Raw genomic sequence first — 22,883 nt, 5'->3', positions numbered from 1 at the left:
ATGAAGAACAAATCAGTAAAACGTGAAGTAACCTCTTTACAGCAATCCCTTTTTTCTCAACTCAACGACATCATGCGGCTGGATCAACGCCGTTTATCCGCCCGCATTCATGGCATCGGCAAGATTAAAAGCCAAGAGGCGCAACAAGCCGTTGCGGCTGAAATCCAACAACAAATTGAACAAGCAAGATTTCGTGTAGAACAACGGAAAAGTGCGGTGCAAAATCTCATCGTTTTTCCGGAAAGCCTGCCTGTTAGCCAACGCAAAGCAGAAATTCAAAAACTGCTTTCCGAGCATCAAGTGATCGTCGTGGCGGGGGAAACCGGTTCAGGGAAAACCACGCAGTTGCCGAAAATGTGTTTGGAGCTTGGCTTAGGCAATCTCGGCACAATCGGACACACCCAACCGCGCCGTATTGCCGCCCGTTCGGTAGCTGCTCGAATCGCCGAAGAATTACAAACAGAGCTTGGCGATTTAGTGGGGTATAAAGTCCGTTTTAATGATCAGATTAGCGATAACACCCAAATCAAGTTGATGACAGACGGGATTTTGCTGGCTGAAATTCAAACGGATCGTTTCCTCAATCAATATTCTTGCCTGATTATTGATGAAGCCCATGAACGCAGCTTGAACAACGATTTTATTCTCGGTTATCTGAAACAGTTGCTACCACGCCGTCCGGACTTAAAAGTCATTATCACCTCGGCCACCATTGATGTGGAACGTTTTTCTAAACATTTTAATAACGCGCCGATTATCGAAGTCTCGGGCAGAACTTATCCCGTGGAAGTGCGTTATCGCCCTGTTGCGGAAGAAGACGATCAAGATCAGCTACAAGGCATTCTTAATGCGGTGGATGAGCTGCAAGCGGAAGGGCGCGGCGATATTTTGATCTTTATGAACGGTGAACGGGAAATTCGAGACACCGCCGAAGCCTTGCAAAAGCAAAATCTAAAACACACGGAAATCCTACCGCTCTTTGCCCGCTTGTCTGCGCAAGAACAAAACAAAATTTTTCATCCGAGTGGGCTAAATCGCATTGTGTTAGCGACCAACGTTGCGGAAACCTCGCTCACCGTGCCAGGCATTAAATATGTGATTGACCCAGGCACGGCGCGTATTTCCCGTTATAGCTATCGCACCAAAGTGCAACGCTTGCCGATTGAGCCGATTTCACAGGCTTCTGCTAATCAGCGAAAAGGTCGTTGCGGACGGGTAAGTGAGGGCATTTGTATTCGTCTTTATTCGGAAGAGGATTTTAATAATCGCTCGGAATTTACCGATCCGGAAATTCTGCGTACCAATTTGGCTTCTGTCATTTTGCAAATGACGGCGTTGGGTTTGGACGACATTGAAGCGTTTCCTTTTGTCGATGCGCCGGATAAACGGCATATCCAAGATGGCGTGAAGTTATTGGAAGAGTTAGGCGCGATTCAACCGAAAAAATATAAATCTCATGATGGCGCGCGTCTCCCGACGCGTGTCCAAAATTTGACAAATGAAAGCTCGCGTCAGGAGACGCGCGCTAGCGAATTGACAGAGAAAAAGCAAGGTTGGGAACTTACCCCAATCGGTCGCCAACTTGCCCAACTTCCTGTCGATCCGCGCCTTGCCAAAATGCTTCTAAGTGCGGTCGATTTTGGCAGCGTTTATGAAGTGATGATTATTGTCTCGGCGTTATCCATTCAAGATCCGCGTGAGCGCCCAACCGAAAAACAACAGGCTTCCGATGAAAAACATCGTCGCTTTGCCGATAAAAAATCGGATTTCTTGGCGTTCTTGAATCTTTGGCATTATGTGCAAGAACAGCAAAAAGAATTAACGAAAAACCAATTCCGCCGTCAGTGCCAAAAGGATTTTTTAAATTATTTGCGCATTCGTGAATGGCAGGATATTTATCAACAAATTCGCCTTGCTGTGCGTGAAATGGGCTTGCCGATTAATTCGGAAAAAGCAGAATATCAGAAAATTCACACCGCACTTTTAAGTGGCTTGCTGTCGCATATCGGCTTAAAAGAAGCTGAAAAACAACAATATCTTGGCGCCCGCAATGCGCATTTTGCGATTTTCCCTAATTCCGTGCTTTTCAAAAAACAACCGAAATGGGTGATGGCGGCAGAGTTGGTGGAAACCTCCAAACTTTGGGGGCGCATGGTGGCGGAAATTGAGCCGGAATGGATTGAGCCGCTTGCCGAGCATTTAACGAAAAAATCCTATTCCGAGCCACGTTGGTCGAAATCTCGTGGGGCGGTGATTGCCGATGAAAAGGTGAGCTTGTATGGCGTGCCGATTGTGGCAGCCCGACCGGTGAATTATGGCTCGATTGACCCAATAGTGAGTCGTGAGCTCTTTATTCAATCCGCCTTGGTGGAAGGGGATTGGAACACCAAGCACAAATTCTTCAAGCAAAATCAGCAACTGATTCGAGAAGTGGAGGAATTGGAACACAAAAGCCGTCGCCGTGATATTTTGGTGGACGAGCGCACCTTATTTGAGTTTTACGATCAGCGTATCGGCACTGACGTGGTGTCGCAAAAACATTTTGATACTTGGTGGAAAAAGGCAGAAAAACAAGATCCCGAGCTACTTAATTTTGAACGCTCCTTCTTGATTAACGACGATGCCGAGCAAGTGAGCAAGCTGGATTTCCCGAATTTCTGGCATCAAGGCAATCTGAAACTCAAACTGACCTATCAATTTGAACCGGGTACGGATGCGGACGGCGTGACCGTGCATATTCCGTTGCCGTTGCTCAACCAAGTGGAAATGACGGGCTTTGACTGGCAAATACCGGGCTTGCGGGAAGAACTGGTGATTGCGCTGATTAAGTCTCTGCCGAAATCTTATCGTCGTAATTTCGTGCCGGCACCGAATTATGCCCAAGCCTTTTTAGGGCGCGCCGTGCCTTTGGAAAAGCCATTGTTAGAAACGCTGATTTATGAATTGCGCCGTATGACGGGTGTCACCGTAGAAGCGGAACATTGGAATTGGGAACAAATCCCGAGCCATTTGAAAATGACTTTCCGTGTGGTGGATGAAAACGGCAAGAAAATCGCCGAATCCATGAATTTAGACGAGCTGAAATTTAGTTTAAAAGATCGTGTGCAAGAAAGTATTTCTGCGGTGGCGGATGATGGCATTGAGCAAAGTGGGTTACACATTTGGAGTTTCGCCGAGCTACCACAATGTTACGAACAAAAACAGCGCGGTTTTAGCGTGAAAGCTTTCCCGGCCATTGTGGACGAAAAAGACGCAGTGGGCATTAAACTGTTTGAAACGGAATTTGAACAAGCGGTAGCAATGCAACAAGGTTTGCGCCGTTTGTTGCTACTCAACGTGCCGTCACCGATTAAATATCTGCATGAAAAATTGCCGAATAAAGCCAAATTGGGGCTGTATTTTACGCCGTTTGGGCGCGTGTTGGATTTAATTGACGACTGCATCGCCTGTGCCGTGGATAAACTGATTGCGGATTTCGGCGGCTTTGTGTGGAACGAAGAAGGCTTTAATAAGCTACGGGATTTTGTGCGTGAAAACGTTAATGAAGTCACCGTAGATATTGCGCAAAAAGTGGAGCAGATCCTCACGCTCACACACCAACTCAACCAACGTCTCAAAGGCAAAATGGATTTTACTATGGCATTCGCCCTGTCCGACATGAAAAGCCAGATTTCAGGTTTGATTTATCAAGGCTTCGTGCAAAAAAGCGGCTACGCCCGCCTGCCGGACTTACTCCGCTATCTACAAGCCATCGACAAACGCATGGATAAACTTGCTCAAGATGTCAATCGTGATCGTGCCGTCATGTTACGCGTGGAACAAGTGCAACAAGCCTACCAACAACTCCTTGCCAAACTACCGAAATCCAAACCAATTTCTGATGAGGTGGCGGAGATTCGTTATATGATCGAGGAATTGCGGGTGAGTTTGTTTGCTCAGCAGTTGGGGACGAAGTATCAGGTGTCGGATAAGCGGGTTTTGAATTTGATTAATGAAATTTAGTAATTATGAGGAAAATATATGAATAACTATGTGGCTCCTAAATTTAATCTTGAAGCTTTTAATTGTCCATTCTGTAATGCGTATGCCCATATGGAATGGGTGAGTTATCCAGGAGGTGCATTTTCTGATTATAGTGTGGCTAGCTGTTCTAAATGTCAGAAAAAAAGTTTATGGAGAAAAGAAGTACATACCGTGCCACTTGTAGGTGTAACGATCGTAGGATTTATGATTTATCCTGATACGGGAAATGCTCCTTTTCCTGTAGAAGATATGCCCGAAGATGTTAAGGCTGATTATATGGAGGCGGCTTCTATTTTTAGCAAATCTCATCGTGGTGGAGCAGCTTTATTAAGATTAGCATTACAGAAGTTATTAAAACACTTGGGTAAAGAGGGTAAAAACATTAATGATGATATTCGTGCATTAGCAGGTGATGGTTCTTTGCCTGCTAAGGTGATACAAGTTGCAGATACCTTAAGAATTACTGGAAATAATGCAGTTCACCCAGGAACTATGTCAGATGAAGATTTTGATGATGTTGCAGAAAAAATGTTTGACTTAATTAACTTCATTGTTCGTAAAGCTATTACAGAACCAAAAGAGCTGGATGAATTATATTTGAAGACTCCTGAATCAGCTAGAAAGTCTGCAGAAAGCCAAGATGCTAGAAATAGGGCTAAGTCTGAAGAGTAAATTCAGTAAAAGGCTAATACCACGATAGAGTGGCCCCCTAGATAGCGCAAGCGTCCACGCTTGTGCTTATTTGGTCCAAGCGAGGACGCTTGAACCATCGCTCTATTTTTAGAAAGTGCGGTCATTTTTCTAATCATTTTTTTATTTGCGTCTTGTATCTTCGATTTAAGAGGGAAATCGGGAGATATGCGTATCATAGATTGATTGTGTCTTTATGTAATAATTTATGTTTATGATACCTTGGAGGTAAATACTTAATAAGCATAAAGAAATCAAATGGAGTGAATGTGTTTGTTTTTTATGCTAAAGTCTTAAAGAGAATACAGGGCTGTATTCTTCATCAGTTTTGATGGTAAGTAATGTATTTTTATTTTAGGGTGCCTATTATGAAAAATGTCAATAATTTATACAAAAATACAAGCATGAAATTATCCACGGTAGCCGTTGTGATCCTTTCTGCTTTTGGTGTTTCTACGTTTGCCAATGCAGCAAATAATTTTATTAGTGCTAGTGCTGGTGCTGAAGATGCTAAAACAGGTCTTTCAAAAGATATCGCTGTTGGTAGCAATGCTAAGGCTAATGAAGGAAACACAACTGACACTAATATTGGTGGTGCGACATCAGTAGGTGCTGATACCAAAGCTTCAGGTAGTGGTGCTACGGCACTAGGCTATGGAGCAAATGCGACAGGCTCCTATAATTCTGCATTAGGTAATCAGGCTAATGCGTCAGGGACTGCTACAACTGCAGTTGGGGTATCAAGTAATGCTTCAGGCGCTTACTCTGCTGCTTTAGGTGTGTCCTCAAAAGCAACAAATACTGGTTCAATTGGTATTGGTTTAGCAACAGAGACAGGTACTGGTGCGACAGGTTCTGGTGCAGTTTCAATCGGTAGTCAAGCTGGTGCAAGCATTCAAGATTCCGTAGCGTTGGGATCTAATTCTAAAACAACCGTAAATAGCGGTGTTCAAGGCTATGATCCATCAGCCCAGAATAAAACTGATGCAACTTGGCAATCAACGAAAGGGGCAGTTTCTGTTGGTGATGTTGACAAGAATATCACTCGTCAAATTACCAGCGTTGCCGCTGGTACAAAAGACACTGATGCAGTGAACGTGGCTCAGTTAAAATCTTTAGACGGTAAAGTTGAGAAAAACAAAGCCGATATTGCAACCAACAAAGCCGATATTGCAACTAATAAAGCTGATATTGCAACCAACAAAGCAGATATTGCAACTAATAAAGCTGATATTGCAACCAACAAAGCCGATATTGCAACCAACAAAGCAGATATTGCAACTAATAAAGCTGATATTGCAACTAATAAAGCTGATATTGCAACCAACAAAGCAGATATTGCAACCAACAAAGCAGATATTGCAACCAACAAAGCAGATATTGCAACCAACAAAGCAGATATTGCAACTAATAAAGCTGATATCGCAACCAATAAAACCAATATTACGGCTAATACAGCTAATATTGCGACTAACACGGGTAAGATTACAGCTAATACAGCTAATATCGCGACTAACACAGCTAACATTCAGACCAATGCGAATAATATTGCGGCGATTAACACTCAATTAGCGGCTAATAACAATTCCATCAATGAATTACGTGGCAATGTAAACCTCTTAAATAAAGACTTAAGAGGCGGTGTTGCGAGTGCGATTTCTCACGCTTCCGTTCCTCAATCCACGAAAGCCGGTGCGATCGGTGTGGGTGTGGGTACCGGTTTCTATGGTGGTCAATCAGCGGTTTCTCTTGGTGTGTCCGGTGTTACTCCTAATGAAAATTGGGTGTTTAAAGCCAGTGTTTCTACCAACAGCCGTGGTAACTACGGTGTGGGTGCCGGTGCGCTTTACCAATGGTAATAAACCGTTAATCCCGAGTTAATCGGAGCATAATAAAAAAGCCATTCTGAAATAGAATGGCTTTTTTGTTTGTGATGCGGAATTACGCCAAGATTTTGTCTAATTCTTTGCTGACATCTTCAACTTTTTGCGTGCCGTCTAAGCGGAAATATTGGGTGTTGCCCGCTTTGGCTTCTGCTTGGTAGTAATCCACTAATGGTTTGGTGGTGTTGTGATACACTTTCAAACGGTCTAACACGGTTTCCGGTTTGTCATCGGCACGGATAATCAAATCTTCGCCGGTCACATCATCTTTGCCTTCCACTTTCGGTGGGTTGTAAACGATGTGGTAAGAACGACCGGAAGGTTGGTGTACACGACGACCGCTCATGCGTTCTACGATCACTTCATCCGGCACATCAAATTCCAATACATAATCAATAGTGATACCGGCAGATTTCAAGGCGTCTGCTTGTGGAATCGTACGTGGGAAGCCGTCAAGTAAGAAACCTTTGGCGCAGTCAGGTTGGGCTACGCGTTCTTTTACTAAGGAAATGATTAAATCATCCGGCACTAATTGACCAGCGTCCATTAAGGTTTTCGCTTGTTTGCCTAATTCGGTGCCGGCTTTGATCGCAGAGCGTAACATGTCGCCCGTGGAAATTTGCGGGATGGCAAATTTATTCATGATGAATTGTGCTTGTGTCCCTTTTCCTGCGCCCGGTGCGCCTAATAGAATAATTTTCATGTTGTCCTCTTTTTTAAATGAAAAATAACTGAAAAAACCACCGCACTTTTCCGCTAATGGGAAGAAAGTGCGGTCGGTTTTGAAAATGTTTTATTAATCGTGGCGTATGGTTGCTTAATTCCCTAAAAATGTCAATTGCCAGCATTCGGCGTGGTGACTTTTTCGCTCCAGGGGGCAACCCAGCATAAGCAGAGCATGCCCGGGATGGCTAAAAATAAGCAAATCCAGAAGAAATGATAGTAACCCACTGCGGCAACGATTTCGCCGGACAGTGCGCCAAGCCCTTTGCTCGGTAAGGCGGCAAGGCTGGTAAATAACGCCAATTGAGTGGCGGTGTAAAGCGGGTTGGTTTCCCGTGCCATAAAGGCTACAAACGCCGCTGTGCCGAGGCCCACACCAATGTATTCACCACAAATCACAATGCCGAGCTTTAAGCGTGCTGCGTTATCTACAACGTGGAAATAATCAAATCCGGCAAGCCAAATAAAGCCACCGATAGTAATCAGTTGAATAAAACCAAAGACCCAAAGCGCGCGGTTAATGCCGAGGCGCAACATCACAATGCCGCCTGCCATGCCGGCAATAATGCTCGACCACAATGCGGTGCTTTTCACCACTAAGGCAATGTCCGTTTTGCTAAAGCCCATGTCCACGATGAATTTACTTTGTAACGTGGTGGCAAGGGCATCGCCGAATTTATACAGGAACAGAAAGGCAATAAAGCCAATTCCTGCATAAATGCCTTTACGCTGGAAAAATTCTTGTAGCGGAATGGTAAAAGCTTGATAGAACGGCTGCTTGTTTTGATGAATTTGAATTTGTGGCTCGCGACTTAAAAAGAAGGTCATAAACAGTCCGCACAGCATGAAAAGTGCAGTCAATAAAAACACCGTTTTCCATGGTAGGAACGTGGCGAGATACAATGACAGTCCGCCCGGAATCAAACCGGCAATGCGATAAGCATTAATGTGAATGGTATTGCCCAAACCCAATTCGTTATCGCGCAAAATTTCCCGTCGATAGGCATCCAACACAATGTCTTGGGTGGCGGACATAAAGGCGATGAACGTAGCCAGAAAAATGACAATCTGCATTTGTTCTTTCGGATCGTATAAACCGATCAGGTAAAGACTCAGCAGAAGCAAGAGTTGGGAAATAGCTAGCCAACTGCGACGACGACCGAGAAATCGAGGAAAATAACGATCCAGCAAAGGCGCCCACAAAAATTTGAGTGTGTAGGGTAGGGTGACTAAGGTAAAAGCCCCGATGGTTTGCACACTAATGCCATTATCCGACAACCAAATTGGCAACATCTGCAACAGCACAAAAAGTGGCAACCCGGAGCTGAAGCCGGTAAAGACACAAATCAGCATATTGCGGCTGAAAATTTGGGTGGCGAGAGAAGGCTTAATCGGTTGTTCTGTCATCATGATTTCAGGGCAATTTTATTCGACGGCAATTTCTTTAATGCGGAGTTCATCACCGCTTTGGCGTTGTAGATGCGCGCTGCTGCAATGTGGGCATGTGCTGTTATTGGCTTGAATTTCGACAAGTTGTTTGCAATCCCAACACCAAGCTTTGGCGGGAATGGAAATTAAATGAAGCTTACAATTTTCCGCCGGTGTGCCTTGCGCTGCCATTTCAAAGCCAAATTCCAATGCACTGGGTTCAATGCAAGAAAGGGCACCGACCTCCAGCCAGAGGTCGGTGACTTTATTGACATTGTGTTGTTTGCATTGCTGCTCAACAATTTCAATGATGTTTTGACACAAAGAGAGTTCGTGCATAAGGCTTAATCTCGATAGCCTTTTGGATTATTTTTTTGCCAATTCCACGTGTCTTTCATCATTTGAGCTAAGCCACGTTCTGCTTTCCAGCCCAATTCTTTGGCGGCAAGGCTCGGATCAGAATAGCAAGTGGCAATGTCGCCGGGACGACGATCCACTAATTTATAAGGTATTTGAATGTCATTGGCTTGTTCAAAGGCTTTTACCATATCTAATACAGAATAGCCTACGCCGGTGCCTAAATTATAAATGTGCAAGCCGGCATCGTCTTGATGGCGATCCAACGCTTTTAAGTGGCCAATCGCCAAATCCACCACATGAATGTAATCACGCACACCGGTGCCGTCATGGGTGTCGTAGTCGCTACCGAATACGGAAAGTTGAGGCAATTTGCCGATTGCCACTTGGCTGATATAAGGCAATAAGTTGTTTGGAATGCCATTCGGATCTTCGCCGATTAAACCGCTTTCATGTGCGCCCACCGGATTGAAATAGCGCAAAATGGTCATGCTGAATTTGGGTTCGGCTTTGGCAATATCGCGTAGGATTTGTTCCACCATAAACTTAGAGGTACCGTACGGGTTAGTCGTGCCGCCCACTTTGCAGTTTTCGATAATCGGAATGATTTCAGGATCACCGTAAACGGTGGCGGAAGAACTGAAGACGAAATTCCACACGCCGGCTTTTTTCATTTCTTGTAATAAAACCAATGAGCCGGTGACGTTGTTCATATAGTATTCAGCAGGTTTTTGCACGCTTTCGCCAACGGCTTTTAACCCGGCAAAATGAATGACGGAATGAATCGGATTTTCAGCAAAGATTTTTTGTAACAAGTCACGATCTAACACATCGCCTTCATAAAATTTTACACTCTTGCCGGTGATTTTTTTTACGCGATCTAAGGATTTTGGCGAAGAATTGCAAAGATTGTCTAATACCACGACATCTTTGCCGGCGTTTAATAATTCGACGACAGTATGCGAGCCGATATAACCGGCACCGCCGGTCACTAAAATGGACATTTTAATTTCCTCTTATTGGTAACATAAATTATGTGCTAGTATAGCACCGATTTTTTAATCAAAACATCATATTTATTAATAGGTTATTCCCTTTTAAGGAATTGTTTTCGTCGAGATTTCTATGTTGTTAAAACTAGAGCGCTTTTAGCGTTTAAGCGGCGTAAAGAGAAGAGAGATATTTTCTGCAATTTCTTGCGCAAACGTTTACTTCTTTTGGCGTTGCGGTAAAATAGCGCCTCTTTTTTTCAACGACAAATTAAAAGGTAATTTCATGTCATCTTCTCAATCTTCCGCTTTAGAAAAACGCTTTGAGTTGACTAAACGCGGTTCTACCGTACGCAAAGAAATTGTTGCCGGTTTAACCACTTTCCTTGCCATGGTGTATTCCGTTATCGTTGTGCCGAACATGTTAAGTGCGGCAGGTTTTCCGGCGGAATCGGTCTTTATTGCAACCTGCTTAGTTGCAGGCTTAGGCTCACTTTTAATCGGTTTTTGGGCTAATGCGCCAATGGCAATCGGTTGTGCTATTTCTTTAACGGCATTTACCGCGTTTAGCTTGGTTATCGGACAAAAAGTGAGTATTCCGGTCGCCTTAGGTGCGGTCTTTTTAATGGGGGTTTTCTTCACGCTCATTTCTGCCACAGGGATTCGTGCTTGGATTTTGCGTAATTTACCGGTGGGTATTGCACATGGTGCAGGTATCGGTATCGGTTTATTCCTGCTTTTAATCGCTGCAAACGGCGTTGGGCTTGTGGTGAGTAACCAAGCCGGTTTGCCGGTAAAATTGGGCGAGTTCACTGCGTTTCCGGTGATGATGTCATTAATTGGTTTGGCGTTAATTATCGGCTTAGAAAAAATGCAAGTGAAAGGCGGTATTTTATGGGTGATCATTGCGATTACCGTAGTCGGCTTAATTTTCGATCCGAATGTGACCTTTAACGGCCAAGTCTTCAAAATACCAAGTTTCGGTGAAGAGTCTTTATTCTTGCAATTAGACATCATGGGCGCATTACAACCGGCCATTTTACCGGTGGTGTTCGCTTTAGTGATGACTGCGGTATTTGATGCCACAGGTACCATCCGCGCAGTGGCGGGACAAGCGGATTTATTGGATAAAGACGGTCAAATCATTAATGGCGGTAAAGCCTTAACGTCCGACTCCGTAAGTAGCTTATTCTCCGGTATTTTCGGCACAGCACCGGCAGCCGTGTATATCGAATCCGCAGCAGGTACTGCCGCAGGCGGTAAAACCGGTATCACCGCAATCGTTGTTGGCGTATTGTTCCTATTAATGTTGTTCTTCCAACCATTAGCCTTCTTGGTGCCGAACTATGCGACAGCACCGGCGTTAATGTACGTGGGATTATTGATGTTAAGCAACGTCAGCAAATTGGATTTTGACGATTTCGTTGGCGCCATGAGCGGTTTGATTTGCGCGGTGTTTATCGTGTTAACGGCAAACATTGTGACCGGCATTATGTTGGGCTTTGCCGCATTGGTGATTGGCCGTGTGGTGAGTGGCGATTTCAAACGCTTAAATATCGGTACCGTTGTCATTGCCGTTGTTTTAGTGGCTTTCTACGCTTGCGGTTGGGCGATTTAATTCAGCCGATAAAGACAACAAAGGCGCATTTTGATGCGCCTTTTTGTTTGCCTTAATTTTGAAAAACAGTGAAAAAACCGACCGCACTTTGTAGCTTATCATCGTAGAAGATCAGCGGAATGCGTTGGCGTTGCCAAGGGGCGACGTTTAACTGTTGCCACACTTTTTTAATGTCTTTATTCACGCCGTTTGGGGTTAATTTCACCTTACCCGAATAACTAAATCGAATCCAAACTTTAGTTCCTTCTAAGGGTAAATTTAACGCTTCTTGATGTGTTTGCCCATTTTCATCCCGCCAAAGTGCGGTCATTTTTTCGGTTGTTTTTTGTAGCAACAGCGTGCCTAAATGATCCGGTAAGGAAATGGGGTGATCAAATGTTGCCTCAACATATTCCTGTGAAATATCGTTAAATATCGGCGTGAGAAATAAACGGTGTTGATAGCGGCGGACAATGTTATCGCCTAGGCGAAATTGCGGTTGCGCATCGGATTTCGCGAAAATGACATCCGAAATGATTTGCTCTAATTGCGCGAGAGAGGGGAGGGTAACGCCCCAATCTTGCAACCATAAGCGTAACAAGGCGCGTTGTTTCACCGGCGAATAGTCAGAGAAATGTTGCAGGTTAAAAGTGCGGTCATTTTTCACAATGTTTTTTTGATATTCTTCCGCTAACAGCTCATTAAGCAGTTGTTGTTGTTCATAACAATGTTGCGCGGAACGTTGCACTGCCGAATCAAAATGCGCCCAGCGTTGGCGCAATTCAGGCAATACGATGTTACGTAGGAAATTGCGATCGTATTGATTGTCCTCATTACTTTCATCTTCAATCCAACTTAGCCCTTCCTGTTGTACAAACGCCAGTAATTGTTGGCGGCTAAAATTCAATAAGGGACGAAAAATAGGCACGCCGTAAACATTGCTTTTCAACGGCATAGCCCCTAAGCCTTGCACGCCACTGCCGCGTTTTAGGGCAAGGAAAAATGTTTCAGTTTGGTCTTGTTGATGATGTGCCGTAGCGAGCCATTCAGTCGGTAAAATTTGCTGTGCAATGGCTTCATAACGGGCTTGGCGAGCCCCCGCCTCAATGCCATTTTCTGTGCTAACGTCCACGTGTTGAATTTGCAACGGAATACGAAATTGGCGGCAAATTTGTTGACAATGGGCTGACCAAGCATCGGCATTGGCGCTTAATCCGTGATGAATATGGATGGCGCGCAGCTGAAAGTGCGGTTGCTTTTCACGGATTTTCGCAAATAAAGCGAGTAGTGCTGTGGAATCCAAACCACCGCTAAACCCAATAAGAAAGTGAGTTTGGTTTGGAGCAAGTTGGCGGAGTTGCTGTGAAAATTGTTCAAGAAGCATAGGCGGATAAAATTTCCTCCCGTTGGACGGGAGGAAGTTGAGAGTTATGCAATTTTTTGTGCTTTATAGTGGCTACGCGGATGGAGGATGAGATCTCGAGCGGCAATGATTTGTAATTCATATTCGCCATGTTCTAAAGTCGTTTGCATGACATCATTGACGGCGTTTGCCATGTGTTCAAACGCCTCTACATCCGATTTGCCATTGAGTAGGTTGGCGAGGAATAAACCAGCGGTTAAATCACCTACGCCGACCGGTTCGCGATCAAACGGGTGCAACGGACGGGAAATGTGCCACATACCTTGTTCGGTCGCCAACAACATTTCAAATTGTGTTGCATCTTTGCCCACTTTGCTTAAATGCTTGACCAGCACTTTTTTCGGTCCTTTTGCCAAAATGACTTGTACGGCAGTCAGTGCCTGTTCAAAGTTTTCAACCGGTAAGCCGCTTAATTCACGGAGTTCCACCAAATTCGGTGTAATAATATCCGCTTCTGAAACAATGTTAATCAGACCTTCACGTACACCATCTGCCACGATACAGCCTTTATCTGGGTGTCCCATCACAGGATCGCATAAATAAAGTGCATGAGGATTGATGGCTTTGATTTTATGAACAGCATTGATGATTTCATCGATTTGTTCGGCAGATCCCAAATAACCGGAAACCACTGCATCACATTTTTTCAAGGCATCAATTTCATCAATGCCGCGTATGATTTCGCCGATTTGTTCTTTTGGAATGACAATGCCGGTCCATTTGCCATATTGGGTGTGATTGGAAAATTGCACGGTATTTAACGCCCAAACGTCAATACCGTGCAATTGCATTGGGAAGGTTGCCGACTTGTTGCCGGCGTAGCCATAAACCACATGAGATTGAATTGAAAGTACGTGTTTCATTGCCTTTTCTCCTTTTCTTCTCTTTTGACTACGCAGGAAAGTGCGGTGGGATTTTTATTTGTTTTTCTTTTCTATGCGTAACCGTAGCTCATTAAGCGTTGATAACGGCGATCCAACAGATTTTCTTGATTTAACACGTCTAAATCAGCTAAGTCTTCAAGTAAACGTTTTTTCAAGTTTTTCGCCATTTCAGCGTAATTGCGATGTGCACCGCCTAACGGCTCACGAACGATATTGTCAATCAAGCCAAGTTCTTTTAAACGATTGGCGGTTAAACCCATTACTTCTGCTGCGGTGGAGGCTTTATCGGCGCTTTTCCACAAAATAGATGCACAACCTTCCGGAGAAATAACGGAGTAGGTGGAGTATTGCAACATGTTGACTTTATCCCCCACGCCGATAGCCAACGCACCGCCGGAACCGCCTTCACCGATAACGGTACAAATCACCGGTACTTTTAAGAGGGACATTTCGCGTAAGTTACGTGCGATCGCTTCTGATTGACCGCGTTCTTCCGCGCCTACACCAGGGTAAGCTCCCGGGGTGTCAATGAAGGTGATAATAGGCAATTTGAAACGCTCTGCCATTTGCATGAGGCGTAATGCTTTGCGGTAGCCTTCCGGTGCCGGCATACCAAAGTTGCGTTTTACTTTATCTTTGACGGTACGGCCTTTTTGGTGTCCAATAACCATGACCGGTCTTCCGTCTAAACGCGCCAAACCACCGATGATTGCTTTGTCATCTGCAAAAGCGCGATCGCCCGCAAGTTCTTCAAATTCAGTGAAAATATGTTCGATGTAGTCAAGAGTATAAGGACGATTCGGATGACGAGACATTTTAGAAACTTGCCACGCATCTAAATTTGCAAAAGTTTTTTCGGTTAATTCAATACTTTTCTTTTGTAAGCGAGCAATTTCATCATCAAGATTAATGTCATTATCTTGGTTTGCCATGGCGCGTAAAGATTCGATTTTCGCTTCAAGTTCGGCAATGGGTAATTCAAAATCTAAGTATTCTTGACTCATTTGTAATTCCTAATTTTATGAAAAATTTGTACCGCACTTTAACAAGATTTTAGAGTGGGTGCAATCAGACGGGATATTTTATGTGTTTTTTTCATAAAAGTCATAAAATTTCATCTGGTAACACCAGCTAACACTATGTAATCAAAGTAATTTATTATCTTTATTGTATAAATGAAGAATGAAAAAAATGACTGAAATATCGACGGACACTCCAATTGACAATCTGCTAAAACGATTTTATTATGTAGTCACTTTCAAGATGAGATGTTTGAAAGTCAGGATTGGTCTCCTGAAATAAGCGGGCTGAAGGTATAGGACACTTTTAGTATCAGTTTTATGTCGCAAGCTACAAAGCATCATCAGTCAATGGTGGACTAGGTAGAAACCCGCAGGGATGCGACGCAGTATACCGCTTACTGTTAAGACCAATTCTGCTTAGTTCACCACCCAATCCTAAGTTTCATTTCTACTTAATTTCGATATTTTTTCTGACAGATGTTGGAACCGTTGTTTTTCTATCCTTGAAAAAGGTATTTTATAGAAATAAAAAAGCCCTGAAAATTCAAGGCTTTTTACTAAGTTATTCCCACTCAATCGTTGCTGGGGGCTTTCCGCTAATGTCATATACGACACGGGAAATGCCGTTCACTTCGTTGATGATACGGTTGGAGACTTTGCCGAGTAAATCATAAGGTAAATGTGCCCAATGTGCGGTCATAAAATCGATTGTTTCTACGGCGCGCAAGGAAATTACCCAGTCATATTTACGTCCGTCGCCCATGACGCCGACAGACTTCACCGGTAGGAATACGCTGAAGGCTTGGCTAGTTTTTTCATACCAACCGCTGTTGCGTAATTCTTCGATAAAGATGGCATCGGCACGGCGTAATAAATCGCAGTATTCTTTTTTCACTTCACCTAATACACGCACGCCTAAACCCGGGCCAGGGAATGGATGGCGGTTGATCATTTCAGCCGGTAAACCTAAAGCTAAACCGATTTTACGCACTTCATCTTTGAACAATTCACGCAACGGTTCGACTAAGCCGAGTTTCATATAATCCGGTAAGCCGCCTACGTTGTGGTGGGATTTAATCACATGTGCTTTGCCTGTTTTGCTCGCAGCAGACTCGATAACATCAGGGTAAATGGTGCCCTGTGCCAACCATTTTACTTTTGTTAGTTTTTTCGATTCATCATCGAATACGTCTACAAACACTTTGCCGATAATTTTACGTTTCGCTTCAGGATCAGATACGCCGGCAAGTTCGCCTAAGAAACGACTTTCTGCATCGACACGCGTGATGTTTAAGCCGAATTTATTGCCGAACATTTCCATCACTTGATCGCCTTCGTTTAAACGCAATAAACCGTTATCGACAAACACGCAATGTAAGTTTTTGCCGATGGCACGATGTAATAACAACGCGACTACAGAAGAGTCCACGCCGCCGGATAAGCCTAAAATCACTTCGTCATCGCCTACTTGCTCTTTAATGCGGGCAACGGCGTCTTCAATGATGTTTTCGGCAGTCCATTTGGTTTCGCAACCGCAAATGTTCATCACGAAATTGGTTAATAATTCCAAGCCTTTTTTGGTGTGTGTGACTTCAGGGTGGAATTGTACGCCGTAGAAATGACGGCTTTCATCAGACATTGCCGCAATCGGGCAAGTTGGTGTTGTGCCGGTCACTTGGAAGTTTTGTGGCAAGCGGGTGACTTTATCGCCATGGCTCATCCACACATCCAATTTGTTATCGCTGTCATTGAGATCAGCGAAAAGTGCGGTGGTATTTTCCATTAAAACGGAAGCATAACCAAACTCGCGGTGATCAGAGGTTTCGGTTAAACCGCCAAGTTGCATTGCCATGGTTTGCATGCCGTAGCAAATACCTAACACCGGCACACCGGCGTTAAAAACATATTCTGGCGCACGCGGGCTGTTTTCTTCTGTGGTACTTTCCGGGCCACCGGAAAGGATAATCCCCGTTGGATTGAAATCACGGATTTGTTGTTCAGTCACATCCCACGCCCAAAGCTCGCAATATACGCCGATTTCACGCACACGACGGGCGATAAGTTGGGTGTATTGAGAACCAAAGTCGAGGATGAGGATTTTATGATTGTGGATGTTGGTCATGGTTTTCTCTAACAATTTCTATATATGCTGGGATAGATTGAATTTCGGTCGCACTGTCATGACAATAAATTGTATTGCGAGCCCAAACTGGTGGCGCATTCTATCATTTCCCCCCTCTAACGTAAACGCTAGCGATTGTCTTACCACATAAAGTGCGGTGTTTTTTTCATTTATTTTTCAGTGACCCTAAATAAATGGCGAATAAGGTGATAAAGGCCCCAATCCATTGCCATACGTTAATAGATTTGTGCAGTAAAAATGCGTCGATAACGAGTGCAGCGATAGGTTCGGAAAGTAACAATAATCCGGTTAAGCCTAGACTGAGCAAAGGGATTGTGTAGGCAATCATGCCCCAGGCGATGCATTGCATAACAACGCCGTAGATCAGAATTAAACCGATGTCTGTGAGAGTCATTGGATAAAGGGAGTCGGCGTTGAATATCAGTGCCGGTAGAATTAATGCGGAGGCACCGCTAATACTGATAAGCCACATGAGTGGAAATATGGAAATCGGTTCAATGCGGTGTGCTTGGCGAATCGATGCCATGGATGCGGCGAGGCAGGCGCCGGAAAGTAATCCGATAAAGATACCGTAGCTCGCTTCGATGTTATTTTGCAATTCGGGGCTCGCAATGAGTATTACACCAACAGTCGCGATAAGCAGGCTTACAAGCTGTAATTTACTTTGCTGTTCTTGAAAAAACAGCCAACCAATAAATGCTAAAAAGAAGATTTGTAAGCTATTTAATAGGGTGGAAATACCCGGTCCGACAGCGTAAATGCTTTCATGCCAAAAGGCTAAATCAAATGCAAGAAAAATGCCTGAAGCGATTGCCCAAAATAAAGCCTTAGGTTGTTTTGGCAAGGGCTTACGATAAAGCTTCATTAAAAGCCAAAAAATTCCTGATGCAATTAGCAACCGCCAAAAGGCGATGGCGTAGGCGCCAACAGGAACAAATTTAACGATAAGGCTACCGAGTCCAAATAAGATACAGCCGATAACCAACATGGTGGCGGCAAAACGATTTGATCGCATAGATGTTATAACTGATTAAAAAGAAGATTAAAAAGAATAAGGGGCGAGATTATAACAAAAGTGCGGTGGATTTTTTTTTTGCGTTTTAAAACACGTTAAAAACCGACCGCACTTTATGCCGTATTAAACGGCAGGAATGAAGAATTCAGTGGCGATGATGACGCAAATAAAGCCGACGATCATTGGCACAGACATACGTTTTACGATTTCAAATGGTGAAATTTTTGCCATACCGGATACGGCAACTACAACGCCGGAGACCGGTGATAAACCACGACCCAGGTTGGACGCTTGTAACATCGGGATGGTTAAGTAAGCCGGGTTAGCGCCCATTTGAATGGCAAGTTTCGGAATTAATTCAGCGAAGGCGTAGAAGGCTGCATTGCCGGAACCTGTTGCCATCGTCGCCAAAATCGTAATGACGGCGAGTACCAACATCATGATTAATCCACTGCCACCGAACGTTTGTGCGGAATCAATGAGGTTCGTGATGAAGCCAATTGTGCTTAAGCTTTGGGCAAAGACTCCGGCGGCTACTAATAACATGACCACACCGGCAAAAGCATCTGCCATGCCACGATAAGCCACGATTAAGTTATCGAAGGTTTTTTTCGCGCTGAAATTACGGGCAAAGTCAATTATCGCCGTGATGATGAAACAAAGAATGATAATGGTGACAATGTGTAATTTCGGTAAGCCCCATTGGCCGTCAAACAGCAATACGCCGATAATTGGTAGTAAAGGTAAAATGGCATAGAACGTTGGCACGTCGGTTTTGATGTCGGTGACATCCAATGTGGTGGTTACCACGCCTTCTTTGCGATCTAAATAACGTTGCCAGAAGAAGTGAGCAATTGCGATACCGCAAATGGCAAAGAGGGAAACAGGCAAGCTGGTAGAGAAGGCAAATTCACTCAGTGGAATTTTGGAGATTTCCGCAGACAACACCACATCGCCCGAGGTCGGCGATAAAATAATAGAAATCGGTGAGGCACAGATTGCCGCCGCCGCGCCGCGGGAAATGCCCACGTTTACCATCACCGGGAATAACGTCGCCATCAATAGCACACCTAAGCCTGTTGCTGAAGACACGGCAAAAGACATCAGGCAAGCGAGAAAGTAGGCAAAGATCATTAAAACGTAAGGGGAGCGTACATTTTTGAGTGGTTTTGAAACAAGTTTCACTACCATATCGTTTGCGCCTAAGTGTGTCATGTAAGCAGAGAAACCGCATAACACCATGATCATTAAGCCTAAACCGCCGCTACGGTTAGACAGCAAGTATTTTACATATTCAATAATGTCTAAATAGGTTGAACCCGTGGTTTTTACATTTTCCGGCAAAATAGAATGCCCCATTAGCACGGAAAGTAGTAACAACACTAAACCGCCGAACATTAACACACCCGTGGCGGAATAGCCTTTCACGATGTAATACGCAACGAGTACAATTGCGACTAGACCGATAATTAAATCCATAATATCTCCTTAGGTTTTATTTTATAGATGCTTGAATGTAGCGAAAAAATAAAGCCGTTGTAAACGGCTTTAATTTGAAATTTTGAGGTTGATCATAAAAAGTGTGGTGTTTTTTCAGGTGTTTTTCTTACACCGCCTTTTCTTGCGATCCTTTTTATTTTTCGCTTAAGTAAATGCTTTTATCTTGTGCATCTCTTGGCAAGATTAAGTTTAATACCACAGCCGTAATACCACCGGCAGCAATGGCATTGCGGAAAACATCCGGCAGCATTTTGAACACTTCCGGCTCAAAAGCGACCCCTAAACCCACGCCGACCGCTGTGGCTGCGATAACCGCTTCGCGGCGATTGATTCCGTGAGTCATGATGATTCGCACACCGGCGATGGCGATTAAGCCGAACATTAATACCATTGCGCCACCGAGTACCGGGCTTGGAATGGTGGTGAAAGCGCGACCTACAATTGGGAATAAACCAAATAAGACTAAAATGGCCGCGATAAATTTCCCAACATGACGGGAAGCTACGCCGGTCATTTGAATGACACCGTTATTTTGTGCAAAGGTGGTGAGCGGTAAAGACCCTAAGGCAGTGGCAATCACTGACACCAAGCCATCGGCAAACACGCCGCCGCGTAAACGTTGGCGGAATTCTTCACCTTCATAAGGTTGACCGGAAACCATTGCTGTTGCCGTTAAGTCACCGACAGCTTCAAAAACACTTAATAAATAGATGATGGCAGCGACCCAAAATGCTGACCAGTCAAAAGCAAAACCATATTTAAAGGGCACTGGAATGGTAAAGATGTCCACGTCTTTTAATGGAGAAAAATCGACCATACCCAAGCATAACGCAACGATATAGCCTGCGATTAAGCCGACGGCAATGCCGCTCATGCGTAAAAACGGATTGCGCATGCAGTTAAAAATTAACACAACGACCAGTACTAAACCGGCTAAGCCGATGTTTTGTATTGAGCCAAAGGCTTCTGTTCCTTTGGCACCGAAACCGCCGCCAAAATCGGTAATGCCGATATCAATCAAACTTAAACCGATAAGTAACACCACCACACCGCTTACGGTTGGAGTAATGACGCGTTTTAAATAAGGTAAAATCCAAGCCGCACCACAAACTAAAAAAGCACCAACGAAAGAAATACCAAGCAAGGTTGAAATCATGGTGTGTTCGTCAATGCCATTTTCTTTCATGCTTAATCCCACGGCAATCATGACGCTGACAAAAGAAAAATTGACCGATTGAATGGAAAGCATGCCCGAGCCAATAAAACCGAAGCGATGCACTTGAATATAGGTACCGATACCGGATGCGACCATGGCCATGGAGACTAAGTAGGCGGTCATGTGTACCGGTAAATTGAGCGCGCCCCCGACAATCAGGGCGGGGGTAACCATCGGCACAAAAATGGCTAATAAATGGGTGATTGCACTAATTAATGCGTTAAAAAAGGGCGGTTTATCTTCGAGGCGATAGACTAAATCCGCTTCCTCTGTTTGGTGTTGAGCGTGTTCCATAAAATGATCCTTAGATACGCTGGGGTTAGGAGAATAAGAGGGCGGTATTTTAGTGAATTTTATGATGCTGCGCAAACGATTGCTTTTATGTTGAGAAAAAATATTTTATGTTTATTAAAAAGGAGTAGAAGAGAAAATAAAAAGTGCGGTCGATTTTCAAAACGTTTTTTAAATCGACCGCACTTCTTGTTAAAAATGAAACCCAATTAGCTCATACGATAGTTCGGGGCTTCTTTGGTGATGGTGACATCATGCACATGGCTTTCTTGAATACCGGCGCCACTGATGCGCACGAATTGTGCTTTTGTGCGTAAGTCATCAATGGTGGCGCAGCCGGTTAAGCCCATGCAAGAACGTAATCCGCCCATTTGTTGGTGAATGATTTCTTTGAGCAAGCCTTTATAAGGAATACGGCCTTCAATACCTTCCGGTACTAATTTGTCGGCAGCGTTATCGGATTGGAAATAACGGTCGCTTGAGCCTTTCGCCATAGCACCAAGCGAGCCCATGCCACGGTAAGATTTGAACGCACGGCCTTGATACAATTCAATTTCGCCCGGTGCTTCTTCTGTACCGGCAAACATGGAACCGACCATGACGCAACTGGCGCCAGCAGCAAGTGCTTTCGCAATGTCGCCGGAGTAACGGATACCGCCGTCAGCAATGACTGGGATGCCGCGATCTTTTAAGGCTTCAGCCGCATCAGAAATGGCGGTAATTTGTGGCACACCCACGCCGGTGACGATACGGGTGGTACAAATAGAGCCAGGGCCAATCCCTACTTTAACTGCGCTAGCACCGGCATCTGCCAAGGCAAGCGCACCTTCTGCGGTGGCGACGTTACCGGCAACAATCGGTAAATTCGGATATTTTGCACGTGTTTCACGTACACGTTGTAATACGCCTTCGGAGTGGCCATGAGAAGAGTCGATTAATAAAACATCGACGCCCGCTTTGACTAACGCATCAATGCGTTCTTCGTTGCCAGGACCTGCGCCAACCGCTGCGCCGACGCGCAAACGACCAAATTCATCTTTACAGGCATTCGGTTTTTGTTCTGCTTTTTGATAGTCCTTTAAGGTAATCATACCTTTTAATTTGAAGTTATCATCAACAATTAACACTTTTTCTACGCGATGTTCATGCATTAATTGGAAGATTTCTTCACGTTTTGCCCCTTCTTTAGCAGTAACCAAACGAGATTTCGGTGTCATGAAATCGGCAACGGTTTTGTTTAAATCAGACACAAAGCGGGTATCGCGACCGGTGATAATACCGACCAAGTTACCTTCAGCATCGACAACCGGATAACCGGCAAAGCCATTTTTCTGTGCAATGGCTTTTAATTCGCTGATGGTTAATGTTGGTGTTACCGTAATGGGATCGGATACCACACCGCTTTCAAATTTTTTCACTTTACGCACACGATCCACTTGGCGTTCAATGGACATATTTTTATGAATAAAGCCAATACCGCCTTCTTGTGCAAGGGAAATAGCCAATTTCGTTTCGGTTACCGTATCCATTGCCGCTGACAACATAGGAATGTTTAAACGAATCGTTGAGGTTAATTGAGTAGAAAGGTTAGCTGTGTTAGGCAACACAGTAGAGTGAGCTGGAACAAGAAGAACGTCGTCAAATGTGAGTGCTTCTTTTAAGATGCGTAATGCCATTGCAATATCTCTCTTTAAGTTAA

The 22,883-nt window shown here is 44.3% G+C and carries 16 protein-coding genes; 4 read left to right on the top strand and 12 right to left on the bottom strand.

Translation table 11 applies throughout. The features are described from left to right. The 3 genes from hrpA to J5A60_RS05810 all read left to right on the top strand — a co-directional run bounded on the left by hrpA (window position 1) and on the right by J5A60_RS05810 (window position 6,572). Window positions 1-4,002, top strand: coding sequence for an ATP-dependent RNA helicase HrpA (gene hrpA / locus J5A60_RS05820; protein ID WP_212509749.1), 4,002 nt, complete (start codon window positions 1-3; stop codon window positions 4,000-4,002). Between the two features lie 18 nt (window positions 4,003-4,020). Continuing rightward, a complete protein-coding gene (locus J5A60_RS05815) occupies window positions 4,021-4,695 on the top strand; it encodes a DUF4145 domain-containing protein (protein WP_212509748.1) in 675 nt (224 codons plus the stop codon). A gap of 386 nt (window positions 4,696-5,081) precedes the next feature. Continuing rightward, window positions 5,082-6,572: a YadA-like family protein gene (locus J5A60_RS05810; protein ID WP_249113870.1), complete on the top strand. Its 1,491-nt coding sequence runs from the start codon at window positions 5,082-5,084 to the stop codon at window positions 6,570-6,572. Between the two features lie 82 nt (window positions 6,573-6,654). Here the strand turns inward: J5A60_RS05810 and adk are convergent, their stop codons facing one another. From adk to galE, 4 genes are all read right to left on the bottom strand, one after another. Next, on the bottom strand, window positions 6,655-7,299 hold the full coding sequence (gene adk, locus J5A60_RS05805; RefSeq protein WP_212509746.1) for an adenylate kinase: 645 nt from the start codon (window positions 7,297-7,299) through the stop codon (window positions 6,655-6,657). A gap of 131 nt (window positions 7,300-7,430) precedes the next feature. Continuing rightward, the gene (locus tag J5A60_RS05800) at window positions 7,431-8,729 is read right to left on the bottom strand and encodes an AmpG family muropeptide MFS transporter (RefSeq protein WP_371817613.1); all 1,299 of its coding nucleotides are present in this window, start codon (window positions 8,727-8,729) and stop codon (window positions 7,431-7,433) included. 15 nt (window positions 8,730-8,744) lie between these two features. After that, a complete protein-coding gene (gene hypA / locus J5A60_RS05795; RefSeq protein WP_212509745.1) occupies window positions 8,745-9,086 on the bottom strand; it encodes a hydrogenase maturation nickel metallochaperone HypA in 342 nt (113 codons plus the stop codon). A 5-nt stretch (window positions 9,087-9,091) separates the two neighbouring features. Continuing rightward, entirely contained in the window at window positions 9,092-10,108 is a 1,017-nt protein-coding gene (gene galE, locus J5A60_RS05790) for a UDP-glucose 4-epimerase GalE (protein WP_212509744.1), read from the bottom strand. Window positions 10,109-10,379: 271 nt separating this feature from the next. On the opposite strand from galE, the gene J5A60_RS05785 reads away from it, so the two are divergent. Then, window positions 10,380-11,711, top strand: a complete 1,332-nt coding sequence (locus J5A60_RS05785) for an NCS2 family permease (protein WP_212509743.1) — start codon at window positions 10,380-10,382, stop codon at window positions 11,709-11,711. 52 nt (window positions 11,712-11,763) lie between these two features. On the opposite strand, the gene tilS is transcribed toward J5A60_RS05785, so the two are convergent. The 8 genes from tilS to guaB form a co-directional block, all read right to left on the bottom strand. Continuing rightward, window positions 11,764-13,074 carry a tRNA lysidine(34) synthetase TilS gene (gene tilS / locus J5A60_RS05780; protein WP_212509742.1) on the bottom strand — a complete coding sequence of 437 codons (1,311 nt, stop codon included), beginning with the start codon at window positions 13,072-13,074 and terminating at the stop codon, window positions 11,764-11,766. Window positions 13,075-13,118: 44 nt separating this feature from the next. Beyond that, a complete protein-coding gene (gene pdxY / locus J5A60_RS05775) occupies window positions 13,119-13,976 on the bottom strand; it encodes a pyridoxal kinase PdxY (protein ID WP_212509741.1) in 858 nt (285 codons plus the stop codon). A 71-nt stretch (window positions 13,977-14,047) separates the two neighbouring features. Further along, entirely contained in the window at window positions 14,048-15,001 is a 954-nt protein-coding gene (gene accA, locus J5A60_RS05770) for an acetyl-CoA carboxylase carboxyl transferase subunit alpha (protein ID WP_006718686.1), read from the bottom strand. Window positions 15,002-15,581: 580 nt separating this feature from the next. Next, window positions 15,582-17,141, bottom strand: coding sequence for a glutamine-hydrolyzing GMP synthase (gene guaA, locus J5A60_RS05765; RefSeq protein ID WP_212509740.1), 1,560 nt, complete (start codon window positions 17,139-17,141; stop codon window positions 15,582-15,584). Between the two features lie 166 nt (window positions 17,142-17,307). Continuing rightward, window positions 17,308-18,177, bottom strand: a complete 870-nt coding sequence (locus J5A60_RS05760; protein ID WP_212509739.1) for a DMT family transporter — start codon at window positions 18,175-18,177, stop codon at window positions 17,308-17,310. Between the two features lie 123 nt (window positions 18,178-18,300). After that, window positions 18,301-19,656 carry an anaerobic C4-dicarboxylate transporter DcuC gene (gene dcuC / locus J5A60_RS05755; RefSeq protein ID WP_212509738.1) on the bottom strand — a complete coding sequence of 452 codons (1,356 nt, stop codon included), beginning with the start codon at window positions 19,654-19,656 and terminating at the stop codon, window positions 18,301-18,303. Between the two features lie 154 nt (window positions 19,657-19,810). Beyond that, entirely contained in the window at window positions 19,811-21,187 is a 1,377-nt protein-coding gene (locus J5A60_RS05750) for a nucleobase:cation symporter-2 family protein (RefSeq protein WP_212509737.1), read from the bottom strand. Between the two features lie 206 nt (window positions 21,188-21,393). Then, window positions 21,394-22,860 (bottom strand): IMP dehydrogenase, encoded by a 1,467-nt coding sequence (gene guaB, locus J5A60_RS05745; protein ID WP_212509736.1) that lies wholly within the window; start codon window positions 22,858-22,860, stop codon window positions 21,394-21,396. Window positions 22,861-22,883: the final 23 nt, after the last annotated feature.

Source organism: Aggregatibacter sp. oral taxon 513 (assembly GCF_018128305.1).
GTDB lineage: Bacteria > Pseudomonadota > Gammaproteobacteria > Enterobacterales > Pasteurellaceae > Aggregatibacter > Aggregatibacter segnis_A.
This window is presented reverse-complemented; position numbering and strand designations above follow the sequence as displayed.